Source organism: Mameliella sp. MMSF_3455, from assembly GCF_030733205.1.
In the GTDB taxonomy this organism is placed as follows: domain Bacteria; phylum Pseudomonadota; class Alphaproteobacteria; order Rhodobacterales; family Rhodobacteraceae; genus Antarctobacter.
In genome coordinates, this window is sequence record NZ_JASHJL010000021.1 from 63,158 (window position 1) to 80,330 (window position 17,173).

A 17,173-nucleotide genomic window follows, 5' to 3' on the forward strand; every position below is an offset into this window, starting at 1 on the left:
GAGGACCGGACATGAGCATTCTTCAGAAACACGCCGTCCTTGAAAAGAACGTCACCCTGCTGGCCATTTTCGCCTTTCTCGTGGTGACGATCGGGGGCCTGGTGCAGATCGTGCCGCTCTTCTACCTCGAAAACACCATCGAGGATGTCGAAGGCATGCGCCCCTACACGCCGCTGGAACTGGCGGGCCGCGAGGTCTACCTGCGCGAGGGCTGCTACGTCTGCCACAGCCAGATGATCCGCCCCATGCGGGACGAGGTCGAACGCTATGGCCACTACAGCCTTGCGGTCGAGAGCAAGTACGACCACCCGTTCCAGTGGGGATCGAAGCGGACCGGGCCCGACCTGGCACGGGTTGGCGGCCGCTACTCTGACGAGTGGCACGTCGATCACCTGCGCGACCCGCAGTCGGTGGTGCCGGAATCGGTCATGCCCAAGTACGGCTTCCTCGAGGCCAAGCTGATCGAAGGCACCTATATCGGTGACCTGATGCGCACCAACCGCATGGTGGGCGTGCCCTACAGCGACGAGATGATCGAAGCTGCACAGGCCGACTTCCTGGCACAAGCCGACCCGGACAGCGATTACGACGGTCTGCTGGAACGCTACGGTGAGAACGTGAACGTCCGGAACTTTGACGGCGCCCCCGGCGTCTCCGAGGCTGACGCGCTGATCGCCTATCTCCAGATGCTGGGCACGCTGGTCGATTTCTCGACCTTCACGCCTGACGCCAGCCGCTGAGGAGGGAAAGACATGGAAACCTATTCCTTCCTTCGCCAATTGGCTGACAGCTGGGGACTTCTGGCGATGTTCGCCTTCTTCGTGGGGATCGTGATCTGGGCCTTCCGGCCCGGATCGGGAAAGGTCCACTCGGACACGGCCAACATCCCGTTCCGCCACGAAAACCGCCCCGCGCCCGCTTCGGGCGACGACACACCCGCCGCAAACTGAGGAGGCCGGGAAAATGAGCAACAACAAGAAGAACGACGATCTCGACTACGAGACGACGGGCCATGAGTGGGACGGCATCCAGGAGTACAACAAACCTCTGCCGAAGTGGTGGCTGTGGACCTTCTATGCCTGCATCGTCTGGGGCATAGGCTATACCATCGCCTATCCCGCCTGGCCGGGCATCTCGGGGGCGACCCCGGGGCTGTTGGGCTTCTCGACCCGCGGCAACGTGGAAAAGGCCATCACCGACCACGAGGCGGAACTGGGCCCGATCAACGACAAGCTCGCCTCGGTCGAACTGACAGCCATCGCGGATGACCAGGAACTGCTGCAATACGCCAACAACGCCGGCGGCGCGATCTTCCGGACATGGTGCGCACAGTGCCACGGGTCCGGCGCCGCAGGTGCCAAGGGCTATCCCAACCTGCTGGACGACGACTGGCTCTGGGGCGGTTCCATCGAGGCGATCCACGAGACCGTCAGCCACGGCATCCGCAACGAGGTGGACGACATGGCCCGCTGGTCGCAGATGCCCGCCTTCGGCCGGGACGAGTTGCTGGAAAACGAAGAGGTCGTGCAGGTCGTCAACTACGTCATGCAGATGTCCGGGCAGGAGCCGCGTGATCCCGCCGCCGCCGAAGCGGGCGCCGAAGTGTATGACATCAACTGTTCGGGCTGCCACATGGAAGACGGCACCGGCGACCGGTTCCAGGGCGCGCCCAACCTGACCGACCGGATCTGGCTCTACGGGGGCGATTACGACTCGCTCTACGACACGGTCTACAACTCGCGTTTCGGCGTGATGCCCCCGATGGGGGGGGCCGACCTGACCGAGGCAGAGATCCGCGCCGTTTCGGTCTATGTCCACGGCCTGGGCGGGGGCGAAGCCTCGGAAGAGTGACGCCCCGCATCATGGGAAACACAGCGATCCCCTCGCCGAAAGGCGGGGGGATCTCTTCATGCCGGGCCCCCGCAGTCCGCCACGCCGCCCCAGTTCGACACCCATTCCCGAAGAACAAAAAAACCGCGCGGAGACCCGGCGGTTTGATGCAAGTCAAGGCTGCCCGGTGACGGCCTGTCTATTGTGGGATCAAGGTCGTCGGGAACATCATCCCGATGCAGACTTCCCGGCCTGAAAGGCTGGGCATGGCGCTGGTGTCCTGTCCTGTTCGCGCGTTTCCTGGGACACCAGCGCCCTTTTCACTTCCTTCACCGACGATCCACCGGCAAGGCGCCCGCGGGGGATCCACTGTCCGGGCGCGGCGCACGGCAGCCGGTCGGCAATGCGACGCCGCGCCAGAGGTCGGGACGATAGACAATCGGGTCAATCATCGCGCCCGCTCCGGCGTCCGGCATGATTGCGGAACGGCAGGTCCTCGTCGAGCCAGCCCAGCTTGGGCAGATCCTGCGCGTTGCGATGCGGCGCCCGTGTCTCGTTGCGGGTGGCGGTGAGAAAGCTCTTGGCGAAAATTCCGAACATCTCGATCTCCTTTGCATGTCCTGTTCTGTCTTCAACTTGACGCAAGGGACTGCCTCATGCGACTCAGGAATAAATCCGCGGTGTAACTTTGGCTTACATGTGAACTGGTCCTCCCTGCCTCCGCTCGCTGCCCTGCGCGCCTTTGCAGCCTACACGGAAACGCGATCTGTCAACGCGGCCGGGGACTTGCTTAATGTTAGCCACGCTGCGATCAGCCAGCAGATGCGCGCGCTGGAAGGCCACCTGGGCGTCGCCCTTCTGGACCGGTCCGGGCGCAAGCTGGCCCTGACCCACGAGGGAGAGACCCTGGGCCGTACCCTGATCGAGGCTTTCGGATCCATCACCCAGACCGTCGAGGCGCTGACCGGTGCCGATGCCTCGCGTCCGCTTCAGATCTCGGTCACGCCGACCTTTGCTGCTGCCTGGCTGATGCCCCGGCTGAACGGGTTTCGGGAAAAACACCCCGACATCAACCTGATGATCGACCCTTCGGCGCTGGTGCAACCGCTGGAGCCCGGAGGATTCGACATGGCGCTGCGTTATGGCGACGGGAACTGGCCGGGTCTCGAGTCCGACCTGCTGATCCGGTCACCCATCGTTGTGGTCGCCGCGCCTGACCTTGTCGGCACCCGCGACATCACGTCACCCGCCGACCTGCGCGACTATCACTGGCTCCAGGAACTGGGCACCAACGAGGCAACGGAATGGTTCGCCCAGCACGGTGTCGACCGCGATGCCGGGCGCGGCTTTACCGCCCTGCCCGGCAACCACATGCTGGAAGCCGCCCGTGCCGGACAGGGCGTCGCCATTGTCGCTGGGGTTTTCGTGGAAAACGACGTTCGTGCCGGGCGGCTTCGCAAGCTGTTCGAAGACAAGCGGAAAAAGGGTTATCACATCGTCACGCGTCCCGGCGTGCCGCGCCCCCCGCTCAAGGCCTTCCTGACCTGGCTGCGCCGCGAGGCCGGCAAAAGCTGAGTCACAAATTCAAAAATTGATGCAGGTCAAAGCTCCTGTCCCGCCGCTCTGGGTAAACCGCTCGCGAACCCGAGTCCAACGGAGCGATTCCCCGTGTCCGACAGTAACCCACCGTCCCTTTACGCAGCGCGCGAACCGATCTTTCCAAGGCGGGTCAGCGGCAAGTTCCGCAACCTCAAGTGGGTGATCATGATCGTCACGCTGGGCATCTACTACATCACCCCCTGGCTTCGCTGGGACCGCGGCCCGCAACTGCCTGACCAGGCGGTGCTGATCGACCTCGCCAACCGTCGCTTCTTTTTCTTCTGGATCGAGATCTGGCCGCACGAGTTCTACTTTGTCGCCGGTTTGCTGATCATGGCCGGACTGGGGCTGTTTCTGTTCACCTCTGCGCTGGGCCGGGTCTGGTGCGGCTATGCCTGCCCCCAGACCGTCTGGACAGATCTCTACATCCTCGTCGAACGCTGGGTCGAAGGAGACCGCAACGCCCGTCTGCGCCTGCACCGCCAGGAAAAGATGGATTTTCGCAAGATGCGGCTGCGGCTGACGAAATGGGCGATCTGGTTCCTGATCGGCCTGGCCACCGGCGGCGCCTGGGTTTTCTACTTTACCGACGCGCCGACGCTGCTGGTCGATCTCGTGACCGGGCAGGCGCATCCGGTCGCCTACACCACCATGTTGATCCTGACGGCGACGACCTTCTTCTTTGGCGGCTTCGCACGCGAACAGATCTGCATCTATGCCTGCCCCTGGCCGCGCATTCAGGCCGCCATGATGGACGAGGACACCTTGACCGTCGGCTATCGCGAATGGCGCGGGGAACCGCGCGGCAAGCACCGCAAGGCCGAGGGCGCCGAGAACCTGGGCGACTGCATCGACTGCATGGCCTGCGTCAACGTCTGCCCGATGGGCATAGACATCCGCGATGGGCAACAACTGGAATGCATCACCTGCGCCCTGTGCATCGACGCCTGCGACGACATGATGGCCAAGATCGGCAAGCCTCGCGGGCTGATCGACTACCTTGCCCTGTCTGACGAACCGCGCGAGCGCGAGGGTAATACTCCCCGCCCGATCTGGCAGCATATCTTCCGCGTGCGGACCATCATGTATACGGCGCTGTGGTCGCTGGTCGGCATCGGGCTGGTCTTTGCCCTCTTTATCCGGCCGGATATCGAGATGACGGTTGCTCCGGTCCGTAACCCGACCTTCGTGACCCTGTCCGACGGCTCGATCCGCAATACATACGACGTGCGGCTTCTGAACAAGCACGGCGAGGACCGTCCGTTCCGGATTTCGCTGACCGGAAACGAATACCTGCGGGTGCAACTGGAAGGCACACCCTATGAAACCGTGGACGTGCCCGCCAACGAGACCTTCCTGCAAAAGGTCTATGTCATCGCCCCGCCCGACTCCGGCCCGGCAGAGGCAGAGCGCACGGAATTCCGGTTCTGGGTCGAGGATCTGACCAACGGCGACCGGGCCCATAGTGACACAATCTTCAACGGAGCGGCGAACTGATGGCCAAGAAAGAGTTCAAGCTGACCGGCTGGCATGTACTGGGGATCTTCGGTGGCGCCTTCGGCATCATCATCGGGGTCAACATCGCGCTGGCGGTCAATGCCGTCAGCACCTTCCCCGGGCTCGAGGTGGCCAACTCCTACGTCGCCAGCCAGACCTTCGACAAACGCCGCGCCGCGCAGGAGGCCCTGGGCTGGACCGTCGAGGCGCGGCTGGAGGAAGACATGCTGATCCTGTCGATCACCGACGAGGACGGGCGCCCGGTGCAGGCGGGCAAGCTGACCGCCAAGGTCGGCCGCCCCACAAACGGCCGTGAGGACCGCGTGCCCGAGTTCGCCTTCAACGGTCACGCCTATATCGCCTACGAGGACCTGCGCCCCGGCAACTGGGACGTCTGGTTGGATGCCACCGCACTCGACGGAACGCCATTTCAGCAACGGCTGCAAATGACGGTGGCAAACTGAGATGACCGCAACCCTGCGCCCGCCCGCCTCGGCCTGCCCGGCCTGCGCCGCCGCCCCGGCGGCAGAGGCGCTGGCAGAACATGACACCCCACGCGAGGCCCATATCGTCCTGTCGCTTCCCACGATCCATTGCGCGGCCTGCATGTCAGCCGTGGAACGGGCGCTGAACGAGGTCCCCGGGGTCCGTTCGGCGCGTGTCAACCTGACCATGAAACGGGTCAGCATCGAAGCCGACCCCGAATTGACCGCCGCCGACGTGATCCCGGTGGTCCAGGGGGCGGGCTACGAGGCGCATGAACTGGACAACACCGCGATTTCCGCGACAGCCACGGACAAGGCCGGGCGCGACCTGCTCATGCGGCTGGCGGTTGCCGGTTTCGCGGCGATGAACGTCATGCTTCTGTCGATCGCGGTCTGGTCGGGGGCAGAGGGGCCGACGCGCGACCTGTTCCACTGGATCTCGGCGGCGATTGTCCTTCCGGCGGTCGGTTTCTCGGCCATGCCCTTCTTCAGGAACGCCTGGATGGCGCTGTCTGCGCGCAGCCTGAACATGGACGTGCCGATTTCACTGGCGATCCTGCTGGCGGTGGGCACCTCGCTCTGGGAAACCTCGCTCTCCGGCGAACACGCCTATTTCGATGCGGCCATCGCGCTGACCTTTTTCCTGCTGACGGGTCGTTACCTCGATCACCGCACGCGTTCGGTGGCCCGGTCCGCGGCCGAGGAACTGGCCGCGCTGGAGGTGCCCCGCGCCTGGCGCGTCACGGAGGCGGGCGAAACGCAGGTCCCGGTGGGCGAACTGGCCGTCGGTGACCTGATCCGTGTGCGCCCAGGCGGGCGGATGCCGGTGGATGGCGAAATCGTCTCGGGCACATCAGAGCTGGACCGATCCTTGCTGACGGGCGAGACCCTGCCCGTTTTCGCGGAACCCGGGCGCAGGGTCAGCGCCGGAGAGGTCAACCTGACCGGCCCGCTGACCATTCGCGCCAGCGCCGTTGGCCGCGACACCTCGCTTCACCGCATGGCCGATCTGGTGGCCGTGGCCGAGTCCGGCCGCTCGCGCTACACCTCGCTGGCCGATCGGGCCGCGAAACTCTATGCCCCCGGCGTCCATATCCTGTCGGCGCTGGCTTTCGTCGGTTGGCTGATCTACGCGGGCGACCTGCGCGTGGCCCTGAACATCGCCGCCGCCGTTCTGATCATCACCTGCCCCTGCGCCCTGGGCCTGGCCGTGCCTGCCGTCACCACAGCTTCCTCTGGCAGGCTGTTCAAGCGCGGGCTGCTGATCAAGGATTCGACCGCGCTCGAACGGCTGGCGCAAGTCGACACCGTTGTCTTTGACAAGACAGGTACGCTGACCTCCGGAACACCGGAACTGACCAACCTCGGCGATTTCACCCGCCGCGACCTGGAAATCGCGCTGGCGCTGGCCGAAGGCTCCAGCCACCCGCTGTCGCAATCCCTTGCCGCCGCCGCGCGCGAGGCCGGGATCAATCCCGAGCCCCTGACGGACGTGACAGAGATCCCGGGCCACGGCACCACGGGCATCTGGCGCGGGCAGGAGGTCCGGCTGGGCCGGGCAAGCTGGGTCGGTGGCGGCCAGACCGACCGGACGGCCGCCTGGCTACGGGTCGGGGACGGGCCGGCCCAGGCCTTTCTCTTCACCGACCGGCTGCGCGACGGGGCCGAAGAGGCCGTCACCGCCCTGCAGGAGGCCGGCCTCAATGTCATCCTGATCTCCGGCGACACCACGCGGGCGGTCGAGTCCCTGGCCGAACGCCTGGGCATCACGCAGTGGATGGCGGAGGCCCTGCCGCAGGACAAATCCACCCGCATCGCCACGATGAGCCGCGATGGCGCGCATGTGCTGATGGTGGGCGACGGGCTGAACGACACGGCGGCGCTGACCGCCGCCCATGCCTCGATTTCTCCGGCCTCGGCTCTGGACGCCGCGCGCGTCGCCTCGGACATCGTCCTGCTGGGCGGCTCGCTGGCGCCGATCCCCGAGGCGGTGCAGACCGCCCGCAAGGCCACACGCCGCATCCGCGAGAATTTCACCGTGGCGACCTGGTACAACATCATCGCGGTTCCCCTGGCGGTGGCCGGGCTCTGTTCGCCGCTGATTGCCGCATTGGCCATGTCGGCCAGCTCGATTACCGTGTCGCTGAACGCGCTGAGACTGCGATAGGAGGCCTGTCATGAACATCCTGACCTACCTGATTCCGATCTCGCTGGTGTTGGGCGGCGCGGGCCTGGCCTTTTTCGTCTTCACCTTGCGGTCGAACCAGTACGACGATCCCGAGGGCGACGCACAGCGCATCCTGTCGGGCGAATACGACGACCGGCCAAAGCAGGACTGACAGGCCCATTCCGCGCGCGGACAGCCTGGCAGATCGGAACATTCCCCTTGGGACACAGGCGCTCCAGTCCTCTCCGGCCCCCTTCCGGCTTCTTCTCTGCAAAAATACTCCGGGGGTGAAGGCCGCAGGCCGAGGGGGCAGCGCCCCCTGACCCCGTTCAACCCGTCGCAACGTCGGCTCCAAGGGTTCAGCGCCGCGCCGCTGGCACCGCCAAAGCATGGGGGCGCTGCAAGTATCGGCGAAGCTGGGCCCCCTCACACCGGCAGGGCCGTGGTCCGGAAAACCGTGCGCAGGGCGAAGGAACTTTGCATCTGCGCCACGCCCGGCAGGCGGCTGAGATACTGGCGATGGATGCGGGCGAAATCCTCGGTATCCTCTGCCACCACCTTGAGAATGTAGTCTGCCGTTCCCGCCATCAGGTGACATTCCAGGATCGCCGGGACCCGCGTCACCGCCTTTTCAAAGGCTTCCAGCACCTCGTCCGCCTGGGTCGTCAGGGTGATTTCCACGAAGACCGTCGACGGGAAACCCATTCGGCGCGCATCCAGCAGCGCCACGTAGTCGCGGACGTAGCCTTCGGTCTCCAGTCGCTGGACCCTGCGATGACAGGCCGAGGCCGACAGGTGTACCTCGTCGGAGAGGTCGGCGTTCGAGATGCGCCCCTTGCGCTGTAATACGCGCAGAATGCGCCTGTCTGTCTCATCCAGCGTCATATACGCAAGATCCTCCACCCCAAACGATCAATCATCGAAAATTCGTGCGCCATGCCCCGTCAGAATGCGCGAGCTTGCGACCCCTTTGCAAGACTTCGCTGGCATACTGTCGGATACACCCCAGGAGGAGAACACATGAAGATCGGTTGCCCCACCGAGATCAAACCCCAGGAATTCCGCGTCGGCCTGACCCCGAATGCCGCCCGCGAGGCGGTGGGACATGGTCACGAGGTCATCGTGCAAAAAGGCGCCGGTGCCGGCGCCGGCTTTGTGGACGAGGATTACACTGCCGCTGGCGCCAGGCTGGCCGAGACCCCGGCCGAGATCTTTGCCGAAGCCGAGATGATCGTGAAGGTCAAGGAACCGCAGGCCGCCGAACGCGCCATGCTGCGCGAGGGGCAGTTGCTGTTCACCTACCTCCACCTGGCCCCCGATCCTGCACAGACGCAAGACCTGTTGACCTCCGGCTGCACCGCCATTGCCTATGAGACCGTCACGGACGAGCGGGGCGGCCTGCCGCTGCTGGCGCCGATGTCCGAGGTCGCCGGTCGGCTTGCGCCGCAGATGGGCGCCTGGACGTTGCAGAAGGCCAATGGCGGGCGCGGCGTTCTGATGGGGGGCGTGCCCGGCGTCGGCCCGGCGCGCGTTCTGGTGATCGGTGGCGGTGTCGTCGGCACCCATGCGGCGCGCATTGCCGCCGGCATGGGTGCGGACGTGACAGTCCTGGACCGCTCGCTGCCCCGATTGCGCTATCTCGACGACGTCTTTGGCGGCACCTTCGGCACAGGCTATTCCAGCACCGGCCTACTGGCCGAGCACCTGGAACAGGCCGACATGGTGATCGGCGCGGTGCTGATCCCCGGGGCAGAGGCGCCCAAGCTGGTGAGACGTGCCGATTTCGCATCCATGAAACCGGGTGCGGCGCTGGTGGACGTGGCCATCGACCAGGGCGGCTGTTTCGAGACATCGCGCGCCACGACCCATGCGGATCCGATCTACGACGTGGACGGCATCATGCATTATTGCGTGGCCAACATGCCCGGCGCCGTGGCACGGACCTCGACCATCGCGCTTGGCAATGCCACCATGCCCTACATGCTGGCATTGGCGGACAAGGGGTGGAAACAGGCCTGCGCCGACGATCCCCACCTGCTGAACGGTCTTAACGTGCACGCGGGCAAGCTGACCTATTACGCGGTTGGGCAGGCACAGGGCATTGACGTGACCTCTCCGCAACTGGTGATCAAGGGCTGAGGCCCGGTCCAGGCTAGAGAACCACGATCCCGCTGTGCTTGGCCTTGTGCTCGGGCTCGACGTGGATCGTGACACGGCACCCGTCGAAGGCGGCCATCATGGCCCCCCCTCGACCCGGTCACAGATATCGTGCGCCGCATCGACGGACATTTCCCCCGGCACCACCAGGTGAAACTCGACAAAGGTCGCCTGCCCCGCGTGGCGGGCGCGCAGGTCATGAGCCTCGACCGCGCCTTCGGCATGGGCCGAGATCAACTCTCGCATGGCCTCGAGGTCGGCTTCGGGCACGCTTTCGTCCATCAGCCCGCCGACAGAGCCACGCAGAACATGCCAGCCCGACCAGAGGATGTTGACCGCCACGAGGGCCGCCAGCAGCGCGTCCATCCAGAGCGCGCCCGTCAGAACGGCGGCGACTACGCCGATGGCGACTCCGGCAGAAGAAACCACGTCCGTCATCAGGTGCCGCCCGTCGGCCGCCAACGCGGGTGAGCGCAGGTTGCGCCCCTCGCGCATCAGCACAAGGGCCCAACCCGCGTTCACGATGCTGGCCAGGCCGATCAGCAGCAGGCCGGTAAAGGGCGCGTCGATGTCGCGCGGCGCGTTCCAGGCGCCCCAGGCCTCGTTCAGGATGAGGATCGCCGCCACGACGATCATCACCCCCTCCATGACGGCGCTGAAATATTCGGCCTTGTGATGGCCAAAGGGGTGGTCCGCATCGGCCGGTTGCACCGCGATGCGGACGGCCACGAAAGCGGCGATGGCCGTGGCCACGTTGACGATGCTTTCCAGTGCGTCCGACAGCAGAGCGACAGAGCCGGTCATCCACCAGGCAAGCAGTTTTATCGCAAGCACGGCAAACCCGACAGCGATACTGCCCAGGGCGATTTTCACGGCTCTTGGCATGACATCTCCTGGCAGGCGCGTCGCACCGGCCTGATAGCCAAGGCCCCCGGGCCGTGCAACCCGGGGGCACCGTTCAGCCCCGCTTCAACGCGTCGCGGATCTCCAGCAGAACTTCCAGTTCGGTCGGCCCCTTGGGCGCTTCGGCGACGGGCTCTTCCTCTTTTTCGGCGGCTTCCTTGATGCGGTTGACCATCTTGACCAGCAGGAAAACCACAAAGGCGATGATCAGGAAGTTGATCACGGCCATGACGAACTTGCCAAAGGCAAACACCGGCGTCCCCGCCTCTGTCGCGGCATCGAGCGAGGCATAGTCATTGCCGTCCATCGCGTAGAACCAGCCGGAGAAGTCGATGCCGCCGGTAAACAGCGCGATCACCGGATTGATGATGTCGCCCACCAGGGAGGTCACGATGGCCGTAAAGGCCGCACCGATGATGATACCCACGGCCATGTCCATGACATTGCCCTTGGCGATGAAATTCTTGAATTCTTCCAACATGGCTCTTTGTCCCTTTTCCGGCGCATCCGCCTGTCCACATGCGTTCTGCGCAATCGCACAGCCCGGCCCCTGTGAAACCGGGAAAAACACGCCTAGCTTTCCCCCAAACCGGAAAAAGGCCAAGAAAATGTTCGATCTCGCCACTCATCCCGTCGCGGCCCGCTGGCCCGCCCAGCACCCCGAGCGCATCCAGCTCTACTCGTTTCCCACGCCGAACGGGGTCAAGGCCTCGATCATGTTGGAAGAGACCGGCATGCCCTACGAGCCGCACCTGGTCACGCTGGCGGATGCAGACGTCAAAAGCGATGCCTTCCTGAGCCTCAACCCCAACAACAAGATCCCGGCAATCATCGACCCGGACGGCCCGGACGGGGCGCCGCTGGCCCTGTTCGAATCCGGTGCGATCCTGCTGTACCTGGCAGAAAAAAGCGGCACGCTGCTTGGGAACTCCGCCCGCGAAAAGCATCAGATCACACAATGGCTGATGTTCCAGATGGGCGGGGTGGGCCCGATGCTGGGCCAGCTTGGTTTCTTCCACAAGTTCGCGGGCGGCGAGATCGAGGATCCGCGCCCGCGTGAGCGTTACATCAACGAGGCCAGGCGCCTGTTGAACGTGATCGAAGGCCAGCTGGCGGACAGGGACTGGATCGCCGGCGACTATTCCATCGCCGACATTGCCATCGCGCCGTGGCTGAACATCCTCGATTTCTACGGCGCGCGCGACGTGGTCGGCTGGACCTCGTTTCCCCGCACCAATGCCTATCTCGAACGCTTCCTCGACCGTCCGGCCGTCAAGCGTGGCATGAAGATACCGGCGCGCGAAGCATGATCTGACCGGCTCCGGGGCGGTGTTTTCCCGCCCCGGAGACTCAGCCCGGCAAAGCGCCCGTCAGGACGTAACGCAGGACCTGCACAACCTCTTGCGGCGTGCGCGCCACCGCCAGCGCGGCGGCATCGACCTCTTTCAGGGCGTGATCGTGTTCCGGCGGTTGCAGGATGATCAGCGATTTGCCCAGCGCGCTGGCATAGCCCGCGTCAAAGGCGGCATTCCACTGCTTGTACTTGTCGCCGAAACGCACGACGACCACGTCCGCGTCCGCGATCCCCTTGCGGGTGCGGATGGCATTGACCATCGCACCCTTGTGGTCATGCCAGTACTTGTTGTCCTCTGCGCCCAGAATCTGGACACCGCAGTCGTCGCTGGCCGCGTGGTCGGTGACCGGCGCGTTGAAGGTGATGTCCAGCCCCTGCGCGCCGTCGATGATCTGGTCGCGCCAGTCGGTGTGGATCTCGCCCGAGAGATAGACGTTCAGTCCCATATCCGCTCCTTCCCATGAAAAAGGGCGCGAAAGGCGCCCTGTTTCCTGTCAACATATCCGGCCCTGCGCACATGGCAAGGCGAGAGCGACCGACGCTCACCCGTCGACCCGGATGACCTCGTTCTTCGGGTCGTAGGGGCTGTCCTGGGTGATCGTCGCGTCCCAGAGCTGGTCCAGCATCTTGACCTTCAGTCGCGTACCTTCGACCGCCAGCTCGGGCTTGACGTACCCCATGCCGATGGACTTGCCGAACGCGACCGAGTAGCCGCCCGATGTCAGACGCCCGACGCGGGTGCCATCCGGCGCGTAAAGCGCCTCGCGGCCCCAGGGATCGGCATCCGCCGGTCCGTCGATCAGCAGCGTCACGCATTTGGACCGCACGCCGGTTTCCTCCAGCTTGGCCTTGCCGTGGAACTCCTTGGTCAGGTCGACAAAGCGTGGCAGGTCGGCCTCCAGCGGGGTCGCGTCACGCCCCAGTTCGTTGCCGAAGGCACGGTAGGATTTCTCCTGCCGCAGCCAGTTCTGGGCGCGGGCGCCGACCAGCTTCATCCCGTGCTTTTCGCCGGCGGTGGTCAGTTGGTCCCAAAGGTTGTTCTGCATCTCGATCGGGTGATGCAGCTCCCAACCAAGCTCACCGGTATAGGCCACGCGGATCGCCATGACGGGCACCATGCCCAGTTCGATGTTGCGCATCGACAGCCAGGGAAAGCGCTTGTTGCCCAGCACCGTCGACGGGTCGGCATCCTTGACGATCTCTTTCAGAACGTCACGCGATTTCGGACCGGCGATGGCAAAGACGCCCCATTGGGTGGTCACGTCATGACAGGAAATCCAGCCGAATTCGTCGCGCTTGTCCTCGATCGCCTTGCGCAGGTAGTCGCTGTCATAGGACGTCCACGCCCCCGCCGAGACCAGGTAGTACTTGTCCTCGGCCAGGCGCACGATGGTGTATTCCGTGCGGGTCGTGCCATGGCTGGTCAGCGCGTAGGTCAGGTTGATGCGGCCGACCTTGGGCAGCTTGTTGCAGGTGAACCAGTCCAGGAACCGCGTCGCGCCGGGTCCTTCGACGACGTGCTTGGTAAAGGCGGTCGCGTCGATCAGGCCCACGCCCTCGCGCACGGCCCTCGCCTCTTCCACGGCATACTGCCACCAGCCGCCGCGACGAAAGCTGCGCGCGTCGTGGTCGAAGTTCTCCGGCGCATCCAGCGGGCCGTAGTAGTTGGGACGCTCCCAACCATTGACGAACCCGAACTGCGCGCCCCTGGCCTTTTGCCGGTCATATGCGGGCGCGGTGCGCAGCGGACGGCAGGCGGGGCGTTCCTCGTCAGGGTGGTGCAGGATGTAGACGTGGTCGTAGCACTCTTCGTTTTTGCGCGCGGCAAACTCGGTGGTCATCCAGTCCTGACCGTATCGTTTCGGGTCGAGCGAGGCCATGTCGATCTCGGCTTCGCCGTCCACCATCATCTGGGCGAGGTAGTACCCGGTGCCGCCCGCGGCGGTGATGCCGAAGGAAAACCCCTCTGCCAGCCACATGTTGCGCAGGCCCGGGGCCGGGCCGACCAGCGGGTTACCGTCCGGCGTGTAGCAGATCGGGCCGTTGAAATCGTCCTTGAGGCCGGATTCCTCGCAGGAGGGCATCCGGTGGATCATCGCCATGTACTGCTCCTCGATCCGTTCCAGGTCGAGCGGGAAGAGGTCGGCGCGGAAGCTGTCCGGCACGCCGTATTCAAAGCAGGCGGGCGCGTTTTTCTCGTAGACACCCAGGATCCAGCCGCCCCGCTCTTCGCGGACGTAGGATTGCGCGTCTGCATCACGGATGACCGGGTGCTCGGGGTTGCCCTCGGCCCGCCAGCCCTGCAACGCAGGGTCCGCGTCCGTGACGATGAACTGGTGCTCGACCGGGATCGCGGGGATCTTGATGCCCAGCAGTCTTGCGGTGCGCTGTGCGTGGTTGCCCGAAGCGGTGACAACATGCTCGGCGGTGATCGTGACCGTCTCGTCGCTTTCGACCAGGTTGCCGCCCTTTTCCACCATCTTGGTGCAGGTGACTTCCCAGTGCGTGCCGGTCCAGTTGTAGCTGTCGGCCTGCAGCTTGCGCACGATCTCGACGCCGCGCTGACGGGCGCCCTTGGCTATCGCCTGCGTCACGTCGGCCGGATTGATGTAGCCATCCGTGTGGTGGTACAGCGCGCCCTTCAGATCCTCGGTGTTGATCAGCGGCCAGCGTTCCTTGATCTCGTCCGGGGTCAGCCAGACGTAGGGCACGCCACAGGTTTCCGCGGTCGAGGCATAGAGCCTGTACTCGTCCATACGCTCATCGGTCTGGGCCATGCGCAGGTTGCCGACCACGGCGAAACCGGCATTCAGCCCGGTCTCTTCCTCGAGGGTCTTGTAGAAATCCACCGAGTACTTGTGGATGTGGGTCGTCGCATAGGACATGTTGAACAGTGGCAGCAGGCCCGCTGCGTGCCAGGTCGAGCCGGAGGTGAGCTCATCACGCTCGACGAGCATGACGTCTTCCCAGCCGGCCTTGGCCAGGTGATAGGCGATCGAGGTGCCGACGGCGCCACCGCCGACGACCAAAGCTTTGACATGGGTTTTCATGACGCGACTCTCCGGGTTCATTTTCCCTTCAATACCGCGCCGCACATCCCGGCGCCGCGCGCGCCCGACACGTCATGCGGGGAAAACGACGCGCAAGAAGATCGCTGTGCACGCAAAAAGCCGCGGAACGGCGCCGCGGCCTTTCTCATGCGTCATGCACCTGTTCCTAGCATTGGTAACGGTAGGTAAAGACCAGCGTATCCGTGCGCCATTCGCCAGTCGGCTGGCAATTCCTCTGGACCTGGTATTGCCCCGTGACCTGAACGCGCAGGGGGTTCTGCAGGACCGGCCCCTCGACATGGTATTCCAGCGGCGTACTCGGGCAATACTTGGAAAACCGCCGCGCCGTACCGCTGTACCACTCGCCGTTTTTCCAGCCATTGAACAGCAGCGTGCCGGGGGTCACGCCCGCCGGATACTGCCAACTGTGTGGCGTCGTTTCGTACCAGAACCAGCGGTTGTTGCCCTGATCGGTCAGGCGCATGATGGATCCGTTATGATCCCAGCAGGAATCCGCGACTGCCGGGCTGGCCACAATGCAGGCTAGGATCATGGAAATCAGTGGTTTCATTGGAATGCCTCTCGCGTTGACGCCTGGTAAGATTCCAGTCTCCGCTCTGGCTCTGGAACCTGTCAAACCTTTTCGCTCTTTCGATTTTTCCGCTTTCGATGGCATGACGCCAAACGCGTACCCGACTTGAAGGCCAGCAGATCCCCTATGGGCTGCACGGGGGTTGGGAATGGCACGCGTAAGGGTTTCGGCTTGCTGGCCCTTGCCGGGCAGACCGGCTTGGCGCTCTGCACGCACTTGCGGGACGAAACGCCCCCTGCCCGACCTGAATCCGACAAACCCCGGGCCACGCCCGATGCCCCGCGGCATGGCCGGCAGAGATCCGGCAAAAAAGTCCACCACCCTGATTTCGCCTGCCTGACAAGGCGACATGCGGCGATTCCCCGCTGATTTGCCCCCCTGCCCCCCTTCCGCATCGAGTGGCTCAGCCCTATAACGGCGCTGGCCCGGACTGGCAGAGTCGCGGGCCAATGAGGCAATGGGGCAAGAGCAATATGTTTGGCATGGATGGCATCCTGGGCCTGTTTTCTTCGGACATGGCCATTGACCTGGGGACCGCGAACACGCTGGTCTACGTCAAGGGCAAGGGGGTTATCCTGTCGGAGCCCTCGGTGGTCGCCTACCATGTGAAGGACGGCCAGAAGAAAGTCCTGGCCGTGGGCGAAGACGCCAAGCTGATGCTGGGCCGGACTCCCGGCAGCATCGAGGCGATCCGCCCGATGCGCGAAGGCGTGATCGCGGATTTCGACACAGCCGAGGCGATGATCAAGGAATTCATCCGCAAGGTTCACCGCCGCTCGACCTTTTCCAAGCCCAAGATCATCGTCTGCGTGCCGCATGGCGCGACACCGGTCGAAAAACGCGCCATCCGCCAATCGGTGCTGTCGGCCGGGGCGCGCAAGGCGGGCCTGATCGCCGAACCCATCGCCGCGGCCATCGGCGCCGGCATGCCGATCACGGACCCGACCGGCAACATGGTCGTCGACATCGGCGGCGGCACCACCGAGGTCGCCGTGCTTTCGCTGGGCGACATCGTCTATGCGCGTTCCGTGCGCGTAGGGGGTGACCGCATGGACGAGGCGATCATCAACTACCTGCGCCGCCAGCAGAACCTCCTGGTGGGCGAATCCACCGCAGAACGCATCAAGACTTCCATCGGCACCGCCCGGATGCCCGACGACGGGCGCGGCAGCTCCATGCAGATTCGCGGCCGTGACCTGCTGAACGGTGTCCCCAAGGAAACCGAGATCAGCCAGGCCCAGGTGGCCGAGGCGCTGAGCGAACCCGTGCAGGCGATCTGCGAGGCGGTGATGACGGCACTCGAGGCGACTCCGCCGGACCTGGCCGCCGACATCGTCGACCGGGGCGTGATGCTGACCGGCGGCGGCGCGCTGCTGGGGGACCTGGACTTGGCGCTGCGCGAGCAGACCGGACTGGCCGTTTCCATAGCCGACGAGTCGCTCAATTGCGTGGCATTGGGCACCGGCAAGGCGCTGGAATACGAAAAACAGCTGCGCCACGCCATCGACTACGACAGCTGACGGCGACCGGGACGGGTGC

18 protein-coding genes and 1 pseudogene are annotated in these 17,173 nt (G+C 64.7%); 11 read left to right on the plus strand and 8 right to left on the minus strand.

Annotated elements, in window-relative coordinates; translation table 11 throughout:
• Positions 1 to 11 precede the first annotated feature (11 nt).
• The 3 genes from ccoO to ccoP are packed head-to-tail and all read left to right on the plus strand — an operon-like array spanning position 12 to position 1,851.
• Entirely contained in the window at positions 12 to 740 is a 729-nt protein-coding gene (gene ccoO, locus RBB42_RS16085; protein WP_305968862.1) for a cytochrome-c oxidase, cbb3-type subunit II, read from the plus strand.
• A 12-nt stretch (positions 741 to 752) separates the two neighbouring features.
• A complete protein-coding gene (locus RBB42_RS16090; protein WP_305968861.1) occupies positions 753 to 950 on the plus strand; it encodes a cbb3-type cytochrome c oxidase subunit 3 in 198 nt (65 codons plus the stop codon).
• Between the two features lie 13 nt (positions 951 to 963).
• Positions 964 to 1,851 (plus strand): cytochrome-c oxidase, cbb3-type subunit III, encoded by an 888-nt coding sequence (ccoP, locus tag RBB42_RS16095; RefSeq protein ID WP_305968860.1) that lies wholly within the window; start codon positions 964 to 966, stop codon positions 1,849 to 1,851.
• A gap of 308 nt (positions 1,852 to 2,159) precedes the next feature.
• Here the strand turns inward: ccoP and RBB42_RS16100 are convergent, their stop codons facing one another.
• Together RBB42_RS16100 and RBB42_RS16105 are read right to left on the minus strand one after the other, a co-directional pair.
• Entirely contained in the window at positions 2,160 to 2,282 is a 123-nt protein-coding gene (locus RBB42_RS16100; protein ID WP_305968859.1) for a hypothetical protein, read from the minus strand.
• Positions 2,275 to 2,430 carry a hypothetical protein gene (locus RBB42_RS16105; RefSeq protein ID WP_305968858.1) on the minus strand — a complete coding sequence of 52 codons (156 nt, stop codon included), beginning with the start codon at positions 2,428 to 2,430 and terminating at the stop codon, positions 2,275 to 2,277. Before RBB42_RS16105 ends, RBB42_RS16100 begins: the two co-directional genes overlap by 8 nt.
• Positions 2,431 to 2,529: 99 nt before the next feature.
• Here RBB42_RS16105 and RBB42_RS16110 point away from each other — a divergent pair, with 99 nt between their 5' ends.
• The 5 genes from RBB42_RS16110 to ccoS all read left to right on the plus strand — a co-directional run bounded on the left by RBB42_RS16110 (position 2,530) and on the right by ccoS (position 7,750).
• Positions 2,530 to 3,405 (plus strand): LysR family transcriptional regulator, encoded by an 876-nt coding sequence (locus RBB42_RS16110; protein WP_305968857.1) that lies wholly within the window; start codon positions 2,530 to 2,532, stop codon positions 3,403 to 3,405.
• 93 nt (positions 3,406 to 3,498) lie between these two features.
• A complete protein-coding gene (ccoG, locus tag RBB42_RS16115; protein ID WP_305968856.1) occupies positions 3,499 to 4,926 on the plus strand; it encodes a cytochrome c oxidase accessory protein CcoG in 1,428 nt (475 codons plus the stop codon).
• On the plus strand, positions 4,926 to 5,390 hold the full coding sequence (locus RBB42_RS16120) for a FixH family protein (RefSeq protein WP_305968855.1): 465 nt from the start codon (positions 4,926 to 4,928) through the stop codon (positions 5,388 to 5,390). The genes ccoG and RBB42_RS16120 overlap by 1 nt, the downstream gene beginning before the upstream one ends.
• 1 nt (position 5,391) lies before the next feature.
• Positions 5,392 to 7,578: a heavy metal translocating P-type ATPase gene (locus tag RBB42_RS16125; RefSeq protein ID WP_305968854.1), complete on the plus strand. Its 2,187-nt coding sequence runs from the start codon at positions 5,392 to 5,394 to the stop codon at positions 7,576 to 7,578.
• 10 nt (positions 7,579 to 7,588) lie between these two features.
• The gene (gene ccoS, locus RBB42_RS16130) at positions 7,589 to 7,750 is read left to right on the plus strand and encodes a cbb3-type cytochrome oxidase assembly protein CcoS (protein WP_043136439.1); all 162 of its coding nucleotides are present in this window, start codon (positions 7,589 to 7,591) and stop codon (positions 7,748 to 7,750) included.
• Between the two features lie 254 nt (positions 7,751 to 8,004).
• On the opposite strand, the gene RBB42_RS16135 is transcribed toward ccoS, so the two are convergent.
• Positions 8,005 to 8,463, minus strand: coding sequence for an Lrp/AsnC family transcriptional regulator (locus RBB42_RS16135; RefSeq protein WP_305968853.1), 459 nt, complete (start codon positions 8,461 to 8,463; stop codon positions 8,005 to 8,007).
• A gap of 135 nt (positions 8,464 to 8,598) precedes the next feature.
• Here RBB42_RS16135 and ald point away from each other — a divergent pair, with 135 nt between their 5' ends.
• Positions 8,599 to 9,717: an alanine dehydrogenase gene (gene ald, locus RBB42_RS16140; RefSeq protein ID WP_305968852.1), complete on the plus strand. Its 1,119-nt coding sequence runs from the start codon at positions 8,599 to 8,601 to the stop codon at positions 9,715 to 9,717.
• A 13-nt stretch (positions 9,718 to 9,730) separates the two neighbouring features.
• Here the strand turns inward: ald and RBB42_RS16145 are convergent.
• Positions 9,731 to 10,620: pseudogene (locus tag RBB42_RS16145) on the minus strand (cation diffusion facilitator family transporter).
• A gap of 73 nt (positions 10,621 to 10,693) precedes the next feature.
• Positions 10,694 to 11,119, minus strand: coding sequence for a large conductance mechanosensitive channel protein MscL (mscL, locus tag RBB42_RS16150; protein ID WP_305968850.1), 426 nt, complete (start codon positions 11,117 to 11,119; stop codon positions 10,694 to 10,696).
• Between the two features lie 127 nt (positions 11,120 to 11,246).
• On the opposite strand from mscL, the gene RBB42_RS16155 reads away from it, so the two are divergent.
• The gene (locus RBB42_RS16155) at positions 11,247 to 11,948 is read left to right on the plus strand and encodes a glutathione S-transferase family protein (protein ID WP_305968849.1); all 702 of its coding nucleotides are present in this window, start codon (positions 11,247 to 11,249) and stop codon (positions 11,946 to 11,948) included.
• Positions 11,949 to 11,988: 40 nt separating this feature from the next.
• On the opposite strand, the gene RBB42_RS16160 is transcribed toward RBB42_RS16155, so the two are convergent.
• The 3 genes from RBB42_RS16160 to RBB42_RS16170 all read right to left on the minus strand — a co-directional run bounded on the left by RBB42_RS16160 (position 11,989) and on the right by RBB42_RS16170 (position 15,613).
• Complete coding sequence (locus tag RBB42_RS16160; protein WP_305968848.1) at positions 11,989 to 12,438, minus strand: YtoQ family protein; 450 nt, start codon at positions 12,436 to 12,438, stop codon at positions 11,989 to 11,991.
• 96 nt (positions 12,439 to 12,534) lie between these two features.
• Complete coding sequence (locus RBB42_RS16165; protein ID WP_305968847.1) at positions 12,535 to 15,042, minus strand: GcvT family protein; 2,508 nt, start codon at positions 15,040 to 15,042, stop codon at positions 12,535 to 12,537.
• A 166-nt stretch (positions 15,043 to 15,208) separates the two neighbouring features.
• Positions 15,209 to 15,613, minus strand: coding sequence for a hypothetical protein (locus RBB42_RS16170; protein ID WP_305968846.1), 405 nt, complete (start codon positions 15,611 to 15,613; stop codon positions 15,209 to 15,211).
• 503 nt (positions 15,614 to 16,116) lie between these two features.
• Here RBB42_RS16170 and RBB42_RS16175 point away from each other — a divergent pair.
• Positions 16,117 to 17,154, plus strand: coding sequence for a rod shape-determining protein (locus tag RBB42_RS16175; RefSeq protein ID WP_371931771.1), 1,038 nt, complete (start codon positions 16,117 to 16,119; stop codon positions 17,152 to 17,154).
• Positions 17,155 to 17,173 lie beyond the last annotated feature (19 nt).